At 69.3% G+C, this 17,567-nt stretch carries 13 protein-coding genes; 1 reads left to right on the forward strand and 12 read right to left on the reverse strand.

The genetic code is table 11. From position 1 onward, the window contains the following. Positions 1-74 precede the first annotated feature (74 nt). The 6 genes from ACX1D0_RS13855 to ACX1D0_RS13880 form a co-directional block, all read right to left on the reverse strand. A complete protein-coding gene (locus ACX1D0_RS13855; protein ID WP_459018584.1) occupies positions 75-1,781 on the reverse strand; it encodes an FAD-binding oxidoreductase in 1,707 nt (568 codons plus the stop codon). Then, entirely contained in the window at positions 1,778-2,578 is an 801-nt protein-coding gene (locus ACX1D0_RS13860; protein WP_459018585.1) for a lysophospholipid acyltransferase family protein, read from the reverse strand. The genes ACX1D0_RS13855 and ACX1D0_RS13860 overlap by 4 nt, the downstream gene beginning before the upstream one ends. A 1-nt stretch (position 2,579) precedes the next feature. Then, positions 2,580-3,356, reverse strand: coding sequence for an SDR family NAD(P)-dependent oxidoreductase (locus tag ACX1D0_RS13865; protein WP_459018586.1), 777 nt, complete (start codon positions 3,354-3,356; stop codon positions 2,580-2,582). Between the two features lie 166 nt (positions 3,357-3,522). After that, positions 3,523-4,710, reverse strand: coding sequence for an acetate kinase (locus tag ACX1D0_RS13870; protein ID WP_459018587.1), 1,188 nt, complete (start codon positions 4,708-4,710; stop codon positions 3,523-3,525). 15 nt (positions 4,711-4,725) lie between these two features. Continuing rightward, positions 4,726-6,783, reverse strand: coding sequence for a phosphate acetyltransferase (pta, locus tag ACX1D0_RS13875; protein ID WP_459018588.1), 2,058 nt, complete (start codon positions 6,781-6,783; stop codon positions 4,726-4,728). Between the two features lie 139 nt (positions 6,784-6,922). After that, entirely contained in the window at positions 6,923-10,009 is a 3,087-nt protein-coding gene (locus ACX1D0_RS13880; protein WP_459018589.1) for a S8 family peptidase, read from the reverse strand. A gap of 130 nt (positions 10,010-10,139) precedes the next feature. On the opposite strand from ACX1D0_RS13880, the gene ACX1D0_RS13885 reads away from it, so the two are divergent. Beyond that, positions 10,140-11,210 carry an LLM class flavin-dependent oxidoreductase gene (locus ACX1D0_RS13885; protein ID WP_459018590.1) on the forward strand — a complete coding sequence of 357 codons (1,071 nt, stop codon included), beginning with the start codon at positions 10,140-10,142 and terminating at the stop codon, positions 11,208-11,210. A gap of 2 nt (positions 11,211-11,212) precedes the next feature. Here ACX1D0_RS13885 and mnhG read toward each other — a convergent pair whose 3' ends face one another. The 6 genes from mnhG to ACX1D0_RS13915 are packed head-to-tail and all read right to left on the reverse strand — an operon-like array spanning position 11,213 to position 17,494. Next, the gene (gene mnhG, locus ACX1D0_RS13890) at positions 11,213-11,587 is read right to left on the reverse strand and encodes a monovalent cation/H(+) antiporter subunit G (protein WP_459018591.1); all 375 of its coding nucleotides are present in this window, start codon (positions 11,585-11,587) and stop codon (positions 11,213-11,215) included. Further along, positions 11,584-11,907: a monovalent cation/H+ antiporter complex subunit F gene (locus tag ACX1D0_RS13895; RefSeq protein ID WP_459018592.1), complete on the reverse strand. Its 324-nt coding sequence runs from the start codon at positions 11,905-11,907 to the stop codon at positions 11,584-11,586. The genes mnhG and ACX1D0_RS13895 overlap by 4 nt, the downstream gene beginning before the upstream one ends. A gap of 1 nt (position 11,908) precedes the next feature. Next, positions 11,909-12,502 (reverse strand): Na+/H+ antiporter subunit E, encoded by a 594-nt coding sequence (locus ACX1D0_RS13900; protein ID WP_459018593.1) that lies wholly within the window; start codon positions 12,500-12,502, stop codon positions 11,909-11,911. Beyond that, the gene (locus tag ACX1D0_RS13905; protein ID WP_459018594.1) at positions 12,499-14,052 is read right to left on the reverse strand and encodes a Na+/H+ antiporter subunit D; all 1,554 of its coding nucleotides are present in this window, start codon (positions 14,050-14,052) and stop codon (positions 12,499-12,501) included. Before ACX1D0_RS13905 ends, ACX1D0_RS13900 begins: the two co-directional genes overlap by 4 nt. Beyond that, a complete protein-coding gene (locus ACX1D0_RS13910) occupies positions 14,049-14,477 on the reverse strand; it encodes a Na(+)/H(+) antiporter subunit C (RefSeq protein ID WP_459018595.1) in 429 nt (142 codons plus the stop codon). The genes ACX1D0_RS13905 and ACX1D0_RS13910 overlap by 4 nt, the downstream gene beginning before the upstream one ends. Continuing rightward, on the reverse strand, positions 14,474-17,494 hold the full coding sequence (locus ACX1D0_RS13915; protein ID WP_459018596.1) for a Na+/H+ antiporter subunit A: 3,021 nt from the start codon (positions 17,492-17,494) through the stop codon (positions 14,474-14,476). Before ACX1D0_RS13915 ends, ACX1D0_RS13910 begins: the two co-directional genes overlap by 4 nt. Positions 17,495-17,567 lie beyond the last annotated feature (73 nt).

The following is a 17,567-nucleotide window of genomic DNA, read 5'->3' on the forward strand; positions in this document are numbered from 1 at the left end:
GGGCGCCCCCGGAGCACCTTGTCGACGAGCTCAACAGCCGTCGGGCCGCGCCGGGGGCCTGAGGTTGCGGGGTGTCAGGCGTCCTGGGAGTTGCTCGAGATGCCGGGCCGGCCGTCGTGGATGATCTTGCCCGGGTTGAGGTTCCGGCCGGGGTCCACGCCGTCGAACAGTGCCCGTTGGATGGACACACCGGCGGGGGAGATGTCCTGGTCCATCCAGGGGCTGTGCTCCTCTCCCACGCCGTGATGGTGCGAGACGGTGCCGTGGTTGTCCATGAACGACTGCTGCAGGACGCGCTTGGCGTGATCGTAGGTGGCCATCGCCTTGTCCGACTTGTCGGCGATCGCGAACGTGAAGTACTGGCACGCACCCGAGTGGTACGAGTGGCTCAGGTGGCAGAACACCACCCCCCGGACGCCGATCTCGTCCATCGCGCGGTAGAACGCGGCCACCGTGTTGGTGTGGATCTGCTCGACGTACTTCCACGGCGTCGTCGTCTCCGAGACGTCCGCCACCAGCCCCCTGTCCAGCATGAAGTCGCGGATGTAGGGGGTGTCGTACTTCTTCTGGTCGTACAGCGAGCCCGGGCCCTTGCCCACGCCCATGCCGCCGTGCTTGCGCACGATCTTGCCCACGAGACCCTTCTCGTACCTGACGTGCGTGGTAGAGCCCTCGAAGCCGACGAAGCTCATGGCGATCTGCTCGAGGTCCCAGCCCTTCTGGAGCATGATCTTCTGGATGGCCTTGCTGCTCAGCGACCCGAGCCGGCTCGACTTCTTGCCGTTGGCCATGATGTATTGCGTCTCCAACGCGTCCGACACCCGCGCCATCATGACCGCCGCGTCGGACTCCACGATCTCCTGGCAGGCGCGCAGCCCGTCCTCGTAGGTGGGGAAGAAGTAGGCCTGCAGCTCGCGGATCTCCGGGATGCGGTGCACGTTGACCCACGCCGAGGTGATGATGCCGAGGCGGCCTTCGGAGCCGAGCACCATCTCCCGAACGCTCGGGCCCGATGACGTGGAGGGCAGCGGGCGCAGCGTGAGGACCTGGCCGGGCATCACCATGGTGAGTCCGCGGCAGATGTCGGCGATGTCGCCGTACTTGTCCGACTGCATGCCTGAGGACCGCGTGGCGATCCAGCCGCCGAGGGTGGACCACACGAACGAATCGGGGTGGTGGCCCATGGTCCAGCCGCGGGCCTTGAGCTGGTCCTCCATGTCCGGGCCGAACACGCCGGCTTCGATGTGGGCGAGCCCGGAGATCTCGTCGATCTCCAGCACCTTGCGCATCCGGCCGAGGTTGACCGAGACCACCTGACGGTGCTCGCCCGGCTCCGCCTCCAGCGCCGCGACGATATTGGAGCCGCCGCCGAAGGGGATGACGACGCCGTCTGCCGCGACCACCGCGTCGACGAGGCGCTCCACCTCGCGCTGGGTGCCCGGATAGAGCACCACGTCCGGCACCCGCTCCAGCTTGCCCGCACGGACGCGCATGAGGTCACGGACCCCCTTGCCGAAGGCGTGCACGACGCGGGTCTCGTCGTCGGTCTGGACGTACCGCTCCCCGAGGATCGCGACGAGCTCGGACCGGAGGGAGTCGCTCAGCCGGGTGGCGGGAACCTCGAGCGAGGAGAACGGCGGAATGGGCTCCGTGGGGGCTGTGATGTCCACGCCCACCAGCCTCTTCACGAACGGCGCGAACTTGGGCTTGTCCTCGTGGTGGTATGCCTTGCCCTCTTCGCCCCAGCCCCACCACTTCTGCTGCTTGACGCCCTCGATCATCGATCCTCCTGCTTATCTGCCTGTTCCTTGGCGTCTTCAACCAAGGCGGCTATCTGGGTCTTCTGGGCCAGTTCGATGGCCTCGGTCCGCGCGTACTCGGCGAGGGTTTTCCTGCCGTAGGCGCGCGCGGTGGTGTCGTGGAGTTCCAGCACCTGGCGGCGCATCCGCTCGTTGAACTCGTGCGCGATCTCCCCGGGGTACGCAGCCATGGGGCGTCCGAACACGATGTGGACCTCTGGCCGGCCCTTCGGCAGGTGCTTCTGCCGGGACGGCCACGCGTCGTACGCTCCGACGAGGGCGACAGGCAGCGCTGGGACGCCGCGCGAGATGCACAGCGATGCCACACCGGGGAGGAAGGGCGCCATGGCGCCCGTGCGGGAGCGTGTGCCCTCGGGGAACAGCAGGATGGGCACGCCCTCGTCGAGCAGCTGCGCCGACATGCCGCGCTTGCCCTTGCCCCCCTTGCCGCGGTCGATGGCAAAGGCGTTCATGAAGAGCGACATCGAGGCGGCCTTGACCCAGTTGTCGAAGAAGAAGTCACCCGCGGCGCCGGTGGCGACGAACTTGGACAGGCGCGCCGGCATGGAGCTCAGGATCAGTGGGGCGTCGAGGTGGGAGGAGTGGTTGCCGAAGACGACGAACGCGCCCTCCAGTCCGTCCATGTTGGCCACGCCGTGCACGTGGATCCGGAGCAGGCGCAGCAGTGCGGGCTTGAGCAGCAGTATCTGGGCGGTCTGCCGCGTCGTGGCCTGGATCCGCGAGGTGTACCTGGTGTTCGGGTCGAGGTCCTTGGCCACCTCAGTGCCTCTTCCGCGACGCACTCAGCTTGCGCGAGAACCAGCGCGTGAGGGAACGCGGCCCGTGCACGGCCAGGGCGTTGGCGATCTTCCACATGAGGGTGGGCACGGAGACGAAACGCCCCTTCTCGGCGTCCTTGAGGGCGCCCCGCACCAGGGTGTCGGCGTCGATCCAGACGATGCTGGGCAGCGAACTGGCCTTGATGCCGGCGCGCTCGTGGAACTCGGTGCGCACCCATCCAGGGCACAGTGCGGTGGAGGTCACGCCGGTGCCGGTCAGCTCCAGCGCCAGGGCCTGCGAGTAGGTGGTGCACCAGGCCTTCACGGCGGAGTAGTTGCCGGTGAAGATGGTGCCTGCCGTGGACGACACGTTGATGATCCGCCCGTGCCCACGCGACCGCATGGCGCGCGCAGCGGCGCCCCCGAGGATCAGCACCGCCAGGCACATCACGTCGAGGGCCTTGGCGTGCAGGTCGATGTCGTTCTTGTCCAGCAGCGTGGTGTGCAGGCCGAACCCGGCGTTGTTGATCAGCATGTCGACGGGGCGGGCGGGATCCTCGACACGGTCCGCCACGCGGAGCACGTCCTCGCGGACGGCCAGATCCGCCGTGATGACCTCCACCTCCACCCGGTGCTCTGCCCGCAGTTCCGCCGCGACGGCCTCCAGTCGGTCGGCGTCCCGGGCCACGAGGATCAGGTTGGTTCCGCGGCCGGCGAGTTCACGCGCGAACGCGAGTCCGATGCCTGAGGTTCCACCCGTGATCAGTGCTGAAGCCATGGGTATTAAGGTACGCCACCGGAGGAGGTCGCCGCGATGTCGACGGCGGCTACGCAGCCCCGTTAGTGGTGTTTCCACAGCCCACACCTCCGGCGTTTGTAGTGCTGTCACAACGACGACGCCCCCGGCGCATGGCTGGGGGCGTCGTCATGGGGTGCGCGCGGCCTCAGGCCGAGGCGATCACAGCGACCGTCTCGCGGGCCATCGCCAACTCCTCGTTGGTCGGCACGACGAGCACGCGGACCGCCGATGCCGGTGTGGATATCTCGCGGGGCTCGCGGGACCGCACCAGGTTGGCCTGCACGTCGAGCTCGAACCCGAGCCCCGCTAGGCGGTCGACGACGAGGCGGCGCACGTGAGCCGCGTTCTCGCCCACACCGGCGGTGAACACCAGGGCGTCACACCCGCCGAGGACCGCCATGTAGGACCCGATGTAGCTGATGAGCCGGTGGACGTAGACGTCCAGCGCGAGCCGGGAGCGCTCGTCGCCGGCCTCGATCTGGGCCGCGACGTCGCGCATGTCGGTGTAGCCGCACATGCCGCCCATGCCGGAGCGCTTGTTGAGGAGGTCGTCGATCTCCTCGTGGGTCATGCCGTTGCGCGCGAGGTAGGTGTGGAGACCGGGATCCACGTCCCCGGAGCGCGTGCCCATCACGAGGCCCTGCAGCGGCGTGAGCCCCATGGAGGTGTCCACCGCGATGCCGCCGTCGACGGCGGAGATCGACGCCCCGTTGCCGAGGTGGCACACGATGATCCTGGTCTCCGCGATGGGGCGGCCCATGAAGGTGGCGGCCTCCTTGGACACGAAGCTGTGTGAGGTGCCGTGGAAGCCGTACTTCCGCACGCCGAAGCGCGTCGCCGTGTCGTAGTCGATGGCGTAGGTGTAGGCCGCGGCCGGGAGGGTGGAGAAGAACGCGGTGTCGAAGATGGCCACGTGGGGGACGTCCGGCAGGACCTCCTGGGCGGCACGGATGCCCGCGACGGCCGGGGGGTTGTGCAGCGGCGCGAGGCCGGACAGCTCCTCGAGCTGGGCCACGACGTTGTCGTCGATGAGGGTGGAGTGCACGAGCTTCGAGCCGCCGTGCACGACGCGATGGCCCACGGCCGTCACGTCGGCCAGGTCTGGTCCGTGGGCCCGGAACATGGCCACGACGGCCGCGACGGCCTCCGTGTGGTTCGCGAACGGCCGCTCGTCGTGGTACTCGGCCTCGCCGACCTCGTGCGTGATGGTGGACACCGGCTGCCCGATGCGTTGCACGATGCCGAGGGCCTGCGGCGCTCCGACGTCGGGATCCAGGAGCTGGTACTTGATGGACGACGAGCCGCAGTTGAGCAGGAGGATCGGCTGGGACATGACGCCCTTTCTGGGTCAGACCGCTTGGGCCTGGATGGCTGTGATGGTGATGGTGGAGACGATGTCGTCGACGAGCGCGCCGCGGGACAGGTCGTTGACGGGCTTGCGCAGCCCCTGGAGCATGGGGCCGATGGCGACGGCGCCGGAGGTGCGCTGCACTGCCTTGTAGGTGTTGTTGCCGGTGTTGAGGTCCGGGAAGATGAACACGGTGGCGCGGCCGGCCACCTCCGAGTTCGGCATCTTCTTCTTCGCCACCACCTCGTCGACGGCCGCGTCGAACTGGATGGGGCCCTCCACCTTGATGTGGGGCGCCCGCTCGCGGACCAGGCGGGTGGCCTCGCGGACCTTGTCCACTTCCGCGCCGGAGCCGGAGTCTCCCGTGGAGTACGACAGCATCGCCACGCGCGGCTCGATGCCGAAGCTCTCCGCGGTCTTGGCCGACGAGATGGCGATGTCGGCCAACTGGTCCGCGGTGGGGTCCGGGTTGACGGCGCAGTCCGCGTAGACGAGCACACGGTCGCTCATGCACATGAGGAACGAGCCCGAGACCACCGCGACGCCCGGCTCCGTCTTGATGAACTCCAGCGACGGGCGGATGGTGTTGGCGGTGGTGTTGATGGCGCCGGAGACCATGCCGTCGGCCATCCCGAAGTGGACCATCATGGTGGCGAAGTAGGAGAGGTCCTTGAGCGTCTCGCGGGCCTTCTCGATGCTGACGCCCTTGTGGGCGCGCAGGCGGGCGTACTCCTCGGCGAACTTCTCCACCAGCTCCGGATCATCCGGATTGACGACGGCGGCCTCGGCCAGGTTGAGGCCGAGCTCGGAGGCGCGGCGGCTGATCTTCGCCGAGTCGCCCAGGAGGATGATGTCGGCCACGGAGCGTTGCAGCACGACGGCGGCCGCGGTGAGGACCCTGTCGTCTGCGGATTCGGGCAACACGATGCGCTGCTTCTGGGCGCGCGCCATCTGCATGATCTGGTGCTCGAACATGGTGGGAGTGCGGATCTCGGTGCGCGGAAGGTCGATGGCGGCCAGGAGCGCCGCCTCGTCGACATGGCGTGAGAACAGGGCGCGCGAGACCTCGATCTTCCGCGGCGAGCTGGTGGAGGTGCCCTGCACGCTCTGCAGCCGCACGGCGGTGGGGAACGTGTCGCCCTTGGTGACGGCGATGGGCAGATCGATCTCCGAATCGGCGAACAGCTTCGACACCGATTCCGGCACCTCGAACCCGCCGGTGAGGATGAGCGCCGCGAGAGGACCGTAGTCCGGCGAGCGGTGCGCCATCACCAGGCCGGGCAGCAGGTCCAGCCGGTCCGCGGGGAGGATGACGGTGGCCTCGCGCTTCAAACGGGGCAACAGGTTCGGCAGCGTCATACCGGCGACGAGCGTGTGCAGTGACTCGAGCGCACGGAACTCCGGCTTGCCCAGCCACTGGGTGGCGTCGACGGCGTCGAACTGGGCGCCCACGAGCGGCGCGGTGAGCACCGGATCCTCAGGCAGCACCGAGATGGCCACATCGCGGACGGCGCGCATCGCCTCGCGGAGGGCCTCGGCATCCGCCGCCTCCGCGTGGGTGACCATGATGGCGATGACCGTGTTGTGCTTGGCCTCGTACGCCTCGATGGCGGACTCGGCGGCTCGCGCCACCTGTTCGACGGTGCGGCCGAGGGCCTTGCACACGTAGAGCACGGGGGCGTTGAGGTTGGCGGCGATGAGGGCGTTGTGCCCCAGCTCGGAGGGGGTTTCGATGTCCTCGTAGTCCGAGCCGAGCACCACGACGGCGTCGTGGGTCCGGGCCAGCGCGCTGTACTTCGCCACGATGGTGTCGATCGCCTCGCCGGTGTTGGCCGCGTACTCCGCGTAGGTGACGCCGACGGCGTCGTCGAACGTGCCGGAGACGCCCTTCTGCGAGAGGAGGGCTTCGGTGACCGCGTCCGACTCCGTGGAGTGCACGAGTGGACGGAAGACGCCGATGGAGCGCACCTGGCGCGCGAACAGGTCGATGAGGCCGAGGGCGATCGACGACTTACTGACCTGCCGCTCCGATGAGGCAATGTAAACGCTTTTCGTCACGAAGCCCACCTTATCGCCCTTTCGCGGGGACGTCGGTCCTGTCCCCTGCCGCTGGTCAGACCTGGGCATCGGCTCACGGGGATGCGACGAGGGGGCCCGCGCCCTCATGGAACGGACCCCCTCGTGGGTCATGGCCGGACTACTTCACGGGGACCAACAGGGCCTCGCTGCCGGCCGGGTTGTCGTAGGACACCACCATGAAGCCCTTCGGCTTGTGCGAGGAGAAGACTCCCCGGTCGAGTGTGACGGGAACGGAGACCGTCGCGTCCGGTGCGACCCCTGTGTAGGAGCCGTCGGTGAGTGCCTTCTTGGCGGGGTCGTACGTCGCCCTGCCCGCGAACTGGTCCCAGTCGGCGTCACCGTAGAAGGACGCCACGCTGTATCGGAACGCCCCCTTGAGGCCGAGAGCGGCCGCCCTGACCGGCAGCAGCACCGTGCTGGAGTCGGTCGGTGAGCCGGCGTAGAAGCCGGCGGCGGAGAGCGCGCTGGTCGTGAAGTTGTAGACGAAGACCTCGTTCACACCGTTGTGGGCGCCCGCCCGGATCGCCCCGGAGTCGTAGCTGAACACGGCGATGTCATCCATGCCGTCGCCGTTCGTGTCCAGCAGGACGTCGAACTCGATGCTTGCGGCGTTGCTGAACCGGTCGTGTGTCGACACGGCGAACACGAGCAGCGTGTCGTTGCCCTCCAAGGGGAAGGACTGGACGCCGGCGGCCTGCAGGTCGAACCCGCCCTGGACCTCCTGGTCATCGGCGTCCTCGAGCCCCCAGGTGTAGAAGTCGGCATCGCCCGCGATCACAGCGTCCGCATTGGTCAGGACCACGTTCGCGGAGGTGTTCGGGGCCTTGAGGCTGGGCTTGAGCTCTGCCGTGACGTTCGTCGACGGCCGGGGCACCAGCAGCGTGCCGACCGTGAGGGTGTCGTCGTCGCTGGTCAGCACCACATTGCCCGACACCTCGCGGAACTTGTGCTGGCCGCTGCCGGTCAGGCTCGACGGAATGGCGGCGGCCTTGACGTCGAGGGTCACATCGACCGTGGCGCGTCCACCGGCCGGCACGGTGATCGAGGAGTGGTCGAATGTGACGGTCGCGGACAGCGACTGAGCCGACGGCTGATACGCCACTGAGTAGGTGCGCTCAGTGGTTCCCGTGTTCACCACGGTGACCGTCCTGGTGGCGGTGAAGTCCCTGGCCAGCTCGGCGAACCCGAAGCTCAGCGTGGACTCGCGGTAAGGTGCGTCGCCGTCGACGACGGCGTCTCCGTAGGCGAACACGTCGGCCTCCACCAAAGCCTTGGCGTCCACCAGACCGCCGCCGGTCGTCACGCGGTAGTTCAGGATCTCAGCCGGCCTGGCCGTGGTGACGAGGGCCGCGGAGACGTCCTGACCGGTCCAGTCCGGATGGGCCTGCACGCCCAGCGCCGCGACACCCGCGACATGCGGTGCCGCCATCGAGGTGCCGGACATGATGGCGAAGCCGGTGCCTGAACCCACGGCCGCGGAGGCGATGGACACACCCGGAGCGGTGACGGTGGGCTTCAGGGCCGAGTCGTTCGAACGCGGGCCACCGGAGGTGAAGGAGGCGTAGCGCTCGTAACCGGGGTTGGCCAGGGTCTTGGGGGCCATCGTGAGCGTCTCGCCGTCCACGAGCTTGGCGCCGTCGGCCTTCCGGACGCCGAGGAAGGGGATGGTCACGTTCGCGGGCGTGCCGTCGTCCGGGTTTTCCGTGATGGGGCCCTCGAACGGCGGAAGCGAGTCATCCGAGTTGACCATGACCACGGCCTCGAAGCCGGCGGCCTGCCCGTGGATGGCGCGCGCCACCCGAGCGCAGGTGCCGCGGAACGACACGGCGACCTGGGGGCCGGTGCCCGTCGACCCTGCGAGCGCCGCGACGAAGTCCTCGGGCCTGCAGCCCAGGGACTCGTTGTAGTCCTTCGTCGCCGCATCGTCCTTCAGGACGACGATCTCGAAGTCATCGCCGGGGAGCGGGGCGTCGTTGGCATTGATCGCCTCCACCTCCGTGTCACCGCCGATGGTGAGGGTGGCGCCGGGGAAGCTCTCGGTGGAGTCGCTGGCGGCGACGCTGATCACGCCGTCGGCCGCACCCGGTGATCCGGTCAGGTAGGGGTTGTGGCCGGAGTTGCCTGCCGAGGCCACCACGACGATGCCCGCGGCGGCCGCGTTGGAGGACGCGACAGCGGTGGGGTCGTCGTTGCTGCCGTAGCTGGCGCCGAGCGACATGTTGATGACGTCCATGTCGTTGTCGACGGCCCAGTCGATGGCCTCGACGGTGACGTCGGTGGAACCCTCGCAGCCGAAGACGCGCAGCGCGTAGAGGTCCACCTGGGGCGCCACGCCGGGGCCGACGAGGAAGTCCGTCCCGGAGGTGGTGGAGTCGTAGGGGCCGGTGTAGGCCTTGCCCTCGGCAGTGACGCCGCCGCCGCCGGTGGTGCCGGCGACGTGGGTGCCGTGCCCCTGGCAGTCCAGCGGGTTCTTGTCGGGCTTGAGGACGGGCTTGTCGTCGTTGGCGTCGTAGTTGTCGCCCACGAAGTCCCAGCCGCCCTTGACCCGGGGGGCCTTGGGGCCGAACAATTTGTAGTTCGCGGTTCCTGCGGAGGACTTCGAGGCGATGGAGAACGCCTTCTTGGTGCCCGGGCCGCCGAAGGTGGCGTGCGTGTAATCGATGCCGGTGTCGATGATCGCGACCTTGACGCCCTCGCCGGTGAAGCCGTTGTCCTCCCACACCTGGTCCACGCCGAGGTACGGCACCGACGTGGCGTTGGTGGGCTCGTAGACCTGCACGCTGTGCACCGCCTTGACGCCGGGGAGACCCTCCAGCGTCGCGACGTCCTTGCGGGCCAGCCTCACCTTGATGCCGTTGTACGCGGACTGCACCTGGGAGGTCACCTGCCCGCCGAGCCTCTCGATGGCGGGCTTGAGCGAGTCCTGTTCCGCCTTGCGGGCGGCCTTGAGCGAGTCCTTCTGCGTCCGGGTGAGCTGCCCCCGGTTGGTGGCGTCGACGACGGCCACCGGCTCGGTCTGCATCTCCACCATGACCGTCACCTTCGCGGCGCCGTCGGCCGACGCCGGCACGAAGCTGGAGGAGATGCGGCCGCCGTCGGTGCGTTCGAAGCGGTCGAGTGGATCCTGGGCCTGTTCCGCGTGGGCCGCGACGGGCGCGGTCATGGCCAGGAGAGCGGAGAGGGCTACGGCGCCGGCTCGCTTCATATGTTCTGCCGATCACTAGGGGGGATACTGCCCGCCACACTATTGAGCGCGCTCTCGGGAGTCAATGGTTTGTGCACATGCCGCTCAAGTAGTGGTTGAGGTGTGCGGGGGCGCGCCTAGGCTCGCCGTCATGCGCCTCTCCGTTCTTGATCTCATCCCCGTCCGCCGCGGCCAGAGCACCGCTCAGGCGCTGCGGGGGAGCAAGGCCCTCATCGACGCGGCGGACCGCCTCGGCTACACCCGCTACTGGGTGGCCGAGCACCACAACGCGTCCGCTGTGGCGTCGACGTCACCCGCCGTCGAGCTCATGTACCTCGGGCAGGGCACGTCGCGGATCCGGCTGGGCTCCGGTGGGGTGATGCTGCCCAATCACGCGCCGCTCGCCGTGGCCGAACAGTTCGCCCTGCTGTCCGCCGCCTTCGGGGACCGGATCGACCTCGGCATCGGCCGCGCGCCGGGGACGGACCCGATCACGTCGGCGGCCATCCGCGGGCACCTCGGCGGCGGCCACCTCGTCGACGCGTCGGGCCGTCCCGTCGATCCGGTGCAGGAGTTCCCGCAGAACGTGGCCGACATCCTCGCACTCCTCACGCCGCAGGGCGCGGAGGTGCGCCTCCGGCACGGGCAGACCTACTCGCTGCGCGCCACCCCGGTCATGGAGCATGCGCCTCAGGTGTGGCTGCTGGGCTCCAGCGACTACTCCGCAGAGATGGCCGCGGCGCTGGGCCTGCCCTATGTGTTCGCCCATCATTTCTCGGGCAGCGGCACGCAGCGCGCGCTGGATCTGTACCGCGGCGGTTTCCGGCCCGGAGCGCACGGGGAGGTCCCGCGCACGTTCGTCAGCGTCAACGTCAGCGTGGCCGAGACCGCCGACGAGGCCTGGGAGCTCGCCGAGCCGCACCAGTACCTGATGGCCTCACTGACCACCCGCGGCAGCATGGACCCGCAACCCCGCGTGGGCGACGAGGCCCGCAGCCTGCTCACCGACGACCTGAGGGCTGTGGTCGCCCCCGCGGTGGCCTCGTGGGCCGTGGGCGACGTGGCGCGGGTCCGCGGCCGGCTGCTGGCCACCGCCGACGAGTTCGGGGTGGACGAGGTCATGGTGCACCTGGTGGCCGGCGCCCGGCCCGAGGACCCGGCCGACGCGTGGCCCGCCAAGCTGCGCGGCCTGGAGTTGTTGGCCGACGCGCTGCTGGGCTGAGTTCAGCGTCTGCTCTCGGGCGGACGGGTGTAGCCCGCCCGCTCGAGGTCCTCGGTGAGGTGGTCCACCAGCAGCAGCTCGTCCTTGATCAGCCCAGCCCGGTAGGCGCCCCTCGCCACCAGGCTCGCCGCCACGGGGGCCGTGAGCACCTGGAACACAATGACGGCCAGGCACAGGCCGGCCGCCCACCAGGTTCGCAGGCTCAGCGCGATGCCGAGAGTCACGGTGATCAGCCCGAGCACCTGGGGTTTGGTGATGGCGTGCATCTTGCCCATCACGTCGGGGAACCGCACGAGCGACACCGCGGCCGCGAAGCACAGCAGCGACCCTGCCAGCACCAGGAGGGCGGCCATGAGGTCGAAGATCTCGTGGATCACGGTGTCTCCTTCCGGGCCCGGTGGCTGGCGCTGTACTGACGTCGGGTGGCCATCCGGTCCGCGACCATCCGGGCCACCGACACGGCGCTGGTGAACCCCAGCATGGACAGCAGCACCAGGATGAGGACCTCTGTGGAGCTGTCCGACCAGACGGTCCACAACCCGAGCGAGGCCACCATGACGGCCACGATCAGGTCCGCCGCGACCGAACGGTCCAGCTGGGTGGGGCCCTCCGCGATGCGGTTGGCACCGATGAGCGCGGACACGGCCAACACCACGGCGGCGAGACTCAGGATCACGTCGGTGACGATGCTGATCACGTCATTCCTCCATCTGCGGGGTCCGGGCCAGGGGGCTGGCGAGGCAGGACCGGTCGAACGCGGCGATCTCCTGGTCCGAGCCGAACGAGCGCACCACCCGTGATTCGACGGCCGTGGTCATCCGCTGCACCCGTTCCAGCGATGCGTCGTCGACGAGCTCGAGCGCGTGCACGTAGAGCCGTCGCGGCTCGCGGACCACCTCCACCACCACCGTCCCGGGCACCAGCGAGAGGATCTCGGCCACCTGCACCTGGTAGAGGTCGTCGTCGGTGTGGAGGTCGACGCGCACGATGCCGGCGTGCAGGTTGACCTCCTTCTCGAAGGCGAGCCGGACCAGCCGCAGCGACGAGACCACCAGGTCGGCCAGGAGGTGCCAGGTGAGCGAGGTGAACCCCAGGGGGCGGAACCTGCCCTGCCAGAAGATCGGGGGGAGTGGGAAGGCGACGCCGATCACCCAACCGAGGGCCGCGCCGGAGATCAGGATCAGCGGTGCGACGCTGCCCCACATGAGCACCCACACGGCGGCCATGCCGAAGACCGACAGCGGCCGGAAGCGGAGCCGCTGCCTCCAGGGGATGGGGGACTTCATCATCATCGCAACCCCTCCGGAAGGACGGCGCGTACGTAGGAGCCGTCGCGCAGGGCCGCGGCCGCGGCGTGCGTGTACTCGTACAGCGGGCCGGCGAACACGCTCAGCGCCAGGCCGAAGACCACCAGCGCCATGGTGGCGCCAACCTGGAGAGGCGGCATGGGCCTGGTGTCGTCGTCGACGAGGTCGTCGATGTCCTCGTTGAGCCGCTCCGCCTCGGCGCGGCGCTCCTCGGCCGCCGTCACGCCCCAGAACGCCCGGTTCCACACCTTCGCCATGGCGATCAGCGTCAGCAGGCTGGTGGTCACGCCGGCCGCGACCACGGCCCAGGCCAGCGCCGTGCCCTGGGCGGCGCCGGCCTGCAGCAGGCCGAGCTTGCCGATGAAGCCGGAGAAGGGCGGAACCCCGGCGAGGTTCATGGCGGGGAGGAAGAACAGCACCGCCAACAGCGGGGCCACCTTGAGCAGCCCTCCCAACCCGTCCAGCGACGACGTGCCGCCGCGACGCTCGATCAGCCCGGTGACCAGGAACAGCGTGGCCTGGATGGTGATGTGGTGGGCGGTGTAGAAGATGGTGGCCGCCATGCCGGCCTGGCTGCCCAGTGAGATGCCGAAGACCATGTAGCCGATGTGGCTGATCAACGTGAACGACAGCATCCGCTTGATCTCCACCTGCGCGATCGCGCCCAGGATGCCGATCACCATGGTGAGCAGCGACGCCACCATCAGCACGTCGTTGACCGGGGAGGTGGGGAACAGCAGGGTCTCGGTGCGGATGATCGCGTAGACACCCACCTTCGTCAGCAACCCGGCGAACACGGCGGTGACGGGGGCGGGGGCGGTGGGGTAGGAGTCGGGCAGCCACGCGGACAGGGGGAACATCGCGGCCTTGATGGCGAACGTGACGATCAGCAGCACCTCGAGCAGCAGCTGGACGGGCTCGCTGATGTCGCGCAGCCGCACCGCCAGATGGGCCAGGTTGACGGTGCCGGTGGCCGCGTACACCGCGGAGATCGAGATGAGGAACAGTGACGAGCTGACCAGCGAGACGATGACATAGGTGGTGCCCGCCCGGATCCGATCACCGGTGCCGCCGAGGGTGAGCAGCACGTAGGAGGCGAACAACAGGATCTCGAAGCCTACGAACAGGTTGAACAGGTCCCCGGCAAGGAACGCGTTCGAGACGCCCGCCATCAGCAGCAGGAAGGTGGGGTGGAAGATCGACACCGGCGTCTCGCGGCGCACCTCGTCGCTGTCCTGCCCGGTGGCGAACAGGAGGACGCACAGGGCCACCACTGAGGCCACGAACAGCATCAGCGCGCTCAACCGGTCCGCCACGAGGGCGATGCCCAGTGGCTCGGGCCAGTTCGCCAGCCACAGTGCCACGGGCCCCACCTGGTGCGTCTGCCAGATCAGCACGGCCGCCACCACGACGATGCCCGTCAGGCTCAGCACGGAGACGAGGCGCTGCAGCCCTGGGCGGCGTGGCAGGGCGAGAGCGACGGCGGCGCCGAAGATCGCCAGCAGCACCGGAACGGGGAGCAGGGTGGCCATCATTCGCTGACCACGTCCTCGCCGGTGTCGGAGAAGGTGGTGTCCTCGTAGGACTCCGAGGCCACGTCGGCCTCGGCGAGCCGGCGGATCCGGGCGTCCTCGACGTCGTCGGCCACCTCGTCGTGCCCGTGCAGCTGGAAGCTGCGGTACGCCATCGTGAGCACGAACGCCGCCACCGCCATGGTGATCACGATGGCCGTCAACACCATGGCCTGCGGTAGGGGATCCGACGTCCGGTCCGCGTCGGCCAGGCCGACGATGGGCGCTGCCCCCGGCCGTCCGGCCGAGACGATGAACAGCAGGTTCACGCCGTTGCTGGCCATCAGCACCCCCAGAAGGATGCGCGTCAGGGAACGCTCGAGCAGCAGATAGACCCCGGCCGCGACGAGCAACCCGGCGGTGATGGCGAGGACGAGGTTGGCGGTCATCGCAGCTCCTGCCCGGGCCTGGTCCGACGGGTGGGGCGGGGGGCGTCGTCGTGGGCGTTGGCGCGCCCGCGGTCCCTCGAGGTGCCGGCGTGGCGCGCGGGGAGCGCGATGGTGGAGTCCGGGAGGGGCATGGGGGCCAGCTCGTCGCTGGCGTGCTGGTCGATGCCGGAGCCGAGGCTTCGGGCCACGTCGAGCAGCATGCCCACCACCACGAGGTAGACGCCGAGGTCGAACACCGTCGAGGACACGAGGTGCACCTCGCCGAGAAGCGGCAACACGCCCCAGGGCGTGGACAGCGCATCGGGCCCGGGGACGTTCCAGTAGTAGTGGTAGCTCTCCAGCACCTTGCCGCCGAAGAACACCGGCACGACGGCGGCTCCCAGTACCAGGAGGAGGCCGCCGCCCAGCAGGCGGCCGGCGTCGAACGGAGCCGCCTCGTCGAGCTCGTGGCGCCCTGCGGCGAGGTAGCGGATCATCAACGCCATCCCGGCCACCATGCCGCCCGCGAACCCGCCGCCGGGCGAATTGTGGCCGGCCAGCAGCAGGTAGATGGACACGATGATCATCACGCCGAACAGCAGGCGGGTGATGACCTCGAACACCAGGGACCGAACCAGGGGGGAGAGGGTCTGCCCGGCACGCAGCCACACGCCCGGGGCGCTGTCCGCGACGGGGGCGTCCTCGCGGTCCTCGAATGCGGCCTCGGTGCGCTTGACCGCCGACACCCTGGAGCGCAGGAAGATCAGGGATGCGACGCCCGTGGCGGCGATGACCAGCACCGCGATCTCGCCGAGCGTGTCCCAGGCGCGGGTGTCCACCAGCGCCACGTTGACGATGTTGCGCCCGTAGCCGATCTCGTAGGCGGCCTCGTACCAGGCGTCCGAGACCGGGTCGGCCACTCGGGCGCCCACGGCGACGAGCGACACCAGCGTCACCGTCGTGCCGACGGCGGCGGCCACGAGGATGCGCCACCACCGCGTCGAGCTGAGCGGGCGGTTGGTGAAGTACCGCGGGAGCTTGCGCACCACCAGCACGAACACCACCAACGTCAGGGTCTCGACCAGGACCTGCGTGAGCGCCAGGTCCGGCGCGCCGGCCATGGCGAACAGCAGCGCCAGGCCGTATCCGGTGACTCCGACGAGCAGGACGGCACGGATCCGGCCGCGCGACCCGGCGGCCAGGACCGCCGCGGTGACGATCACGACGGCGACGAGCACCTGTGGCCAGTGGTCGAACGCCCGGAACTGCGGCCAGTGGCGGATCCGCAGCAGGGCGTAGGTGGCCAGCACCACGAGGGTCACGAGGATGGTGCCCAGATAGATCGACAGCGACCCCCGCTGGGACCGGGCGGTCACCTCGACGGCCACGCGGTCCAGGCTGAGCAACGAGCGGTGATAGATCTCCTCAGCGGACCGGGTCCGGGGGAAGGTGGCCTGGATCCTCGCGATGCGCCGCCGGAACACGAACAGCGCGACACCCGCACCGAGCGCGACGGTGGACATGATGAGGGGCCACGTGAAGCCGTGCCACAGCGCGAAACCGTGGCTGGCCTTGCCCGTGGCGACGGTGCGGGCATACGGGTCCAGCAGGTCCGTCAGCTCGGGGCCGAGGAACCCGCCCACCAACGACAACACCCCCAGCAGCATCGGCACCGCGACGATGCCGAACGCCGGCCGGTGCCAGGACAGCGCCGGGGCCCCGTCCTTCGACGCGAACGCGCCCCACCACCAGCGCAGGGAGTACGCGGCGGTGAGCGCAGACCCGAAGACCAGGGCCGCGGCGAGCGCGGCGGCGGCCAGCGGCGTGACGGACTCGACGTCGCCCGAGACGAGGTACTCGATGGACTCGAAGGCGGCCTCCTTGGTCAGGAAGCCCATCAGCGGCGGGATCCCGGCCATCGACAACACGGCAAGTCCGCCGAGCGCGGCCAGCCACGGCACGCGGTAGCCGACACCGCTGAGCTCGCGCAGATCCCTGGTACCTGCTGAGTGGTCGATGATGCCCACGCACATGAAGAGGGTGGACTTGAACAGGGCGTGCGCGACGACCATGCCCAGGCCGGCCAACGCGGCTGCCTCCGTCCCCAGGCCCACCAGCAGCACCATGAAACCGAGCTGGCTCACCGTGCCGTAGGCGAGCAGCAGCTTGAGGTCCGTCTGCCGCAGTGCCCGCCAGCCGCCCAGGATCATGGTCGTGGTGCCCAGGACCATGACGGTGGGTCGCCACCAGGGCACGTCCGCGAACGCCGGCGCCAGGGCCGCGACGAGGTAGACGCCGGCCTTGACCATCGCCGCGGCGTGGAGGTAGGCGGAGATGGGCGTGGGGGCGGCCATCGCGCCCGGGAGCCAGAAGTGGAACGGGACGAGCGCCGACTTGCTGATGGCCCCCACCAGCATCAGCAGCGCGCCGACGGTGGCCAGCGTCCCCGTCGGCGGGTCGGAGAGGATCTCCTGGAGCGACAGGGTGCCGGAGGTCTGCCAGACCGCGACGATGCCCACCAGCATCGCCAGGCCGCCCGTGGTGGTGACGATCAGCGCAGTCTGCGCGGCGCCGCGGTTGGCGCGACGGGTGGGGTCGTGCGCGATGAGGAGGTAGGAGAAGATCGTGGTCAGCTCCCAGAAGATGTAGAGCACCACGAGGTTGTCCGCCGTGACCAGGCCCAGCATCGTGCCCGCGAACAGCGTGAGGATGGAGGCGGACCGCGCCCCCGTCATGCCGTCGAAGTACCAGCGGCTGTAGAGCAGGACAAGGGCGCCGATCCACGTGACGATCATGGCGAGGACCCACTGCAGCAGCCCGATGCGCAGCGAGAGGTCCACACCCAGCAGGGGGATCCACTGGTAGGACTCGAGATACTCGCCACCGCTCACGACGGCGGGGGCCAAGGATGTCAGCCACGCCGCTGCGGCCAGGGGGCCGAGCGCGAGAACGAAGAACGCGCGGGCGCCGAACCAGCGGACCAGGAGTGGAGTGAGCGCGCCGAGCACCGCGTGGGCGGCGATCAGGGCGAGAAGCACGCCAGAACTCCCGTCGGTCGGTTCATGGTCGGTCGGTTCGTGGTGGCGCGGTCAGTCTATCGACCGTTCAAGA

The organism is Tessaracoccus pujii (assembly GCF_054483895.1).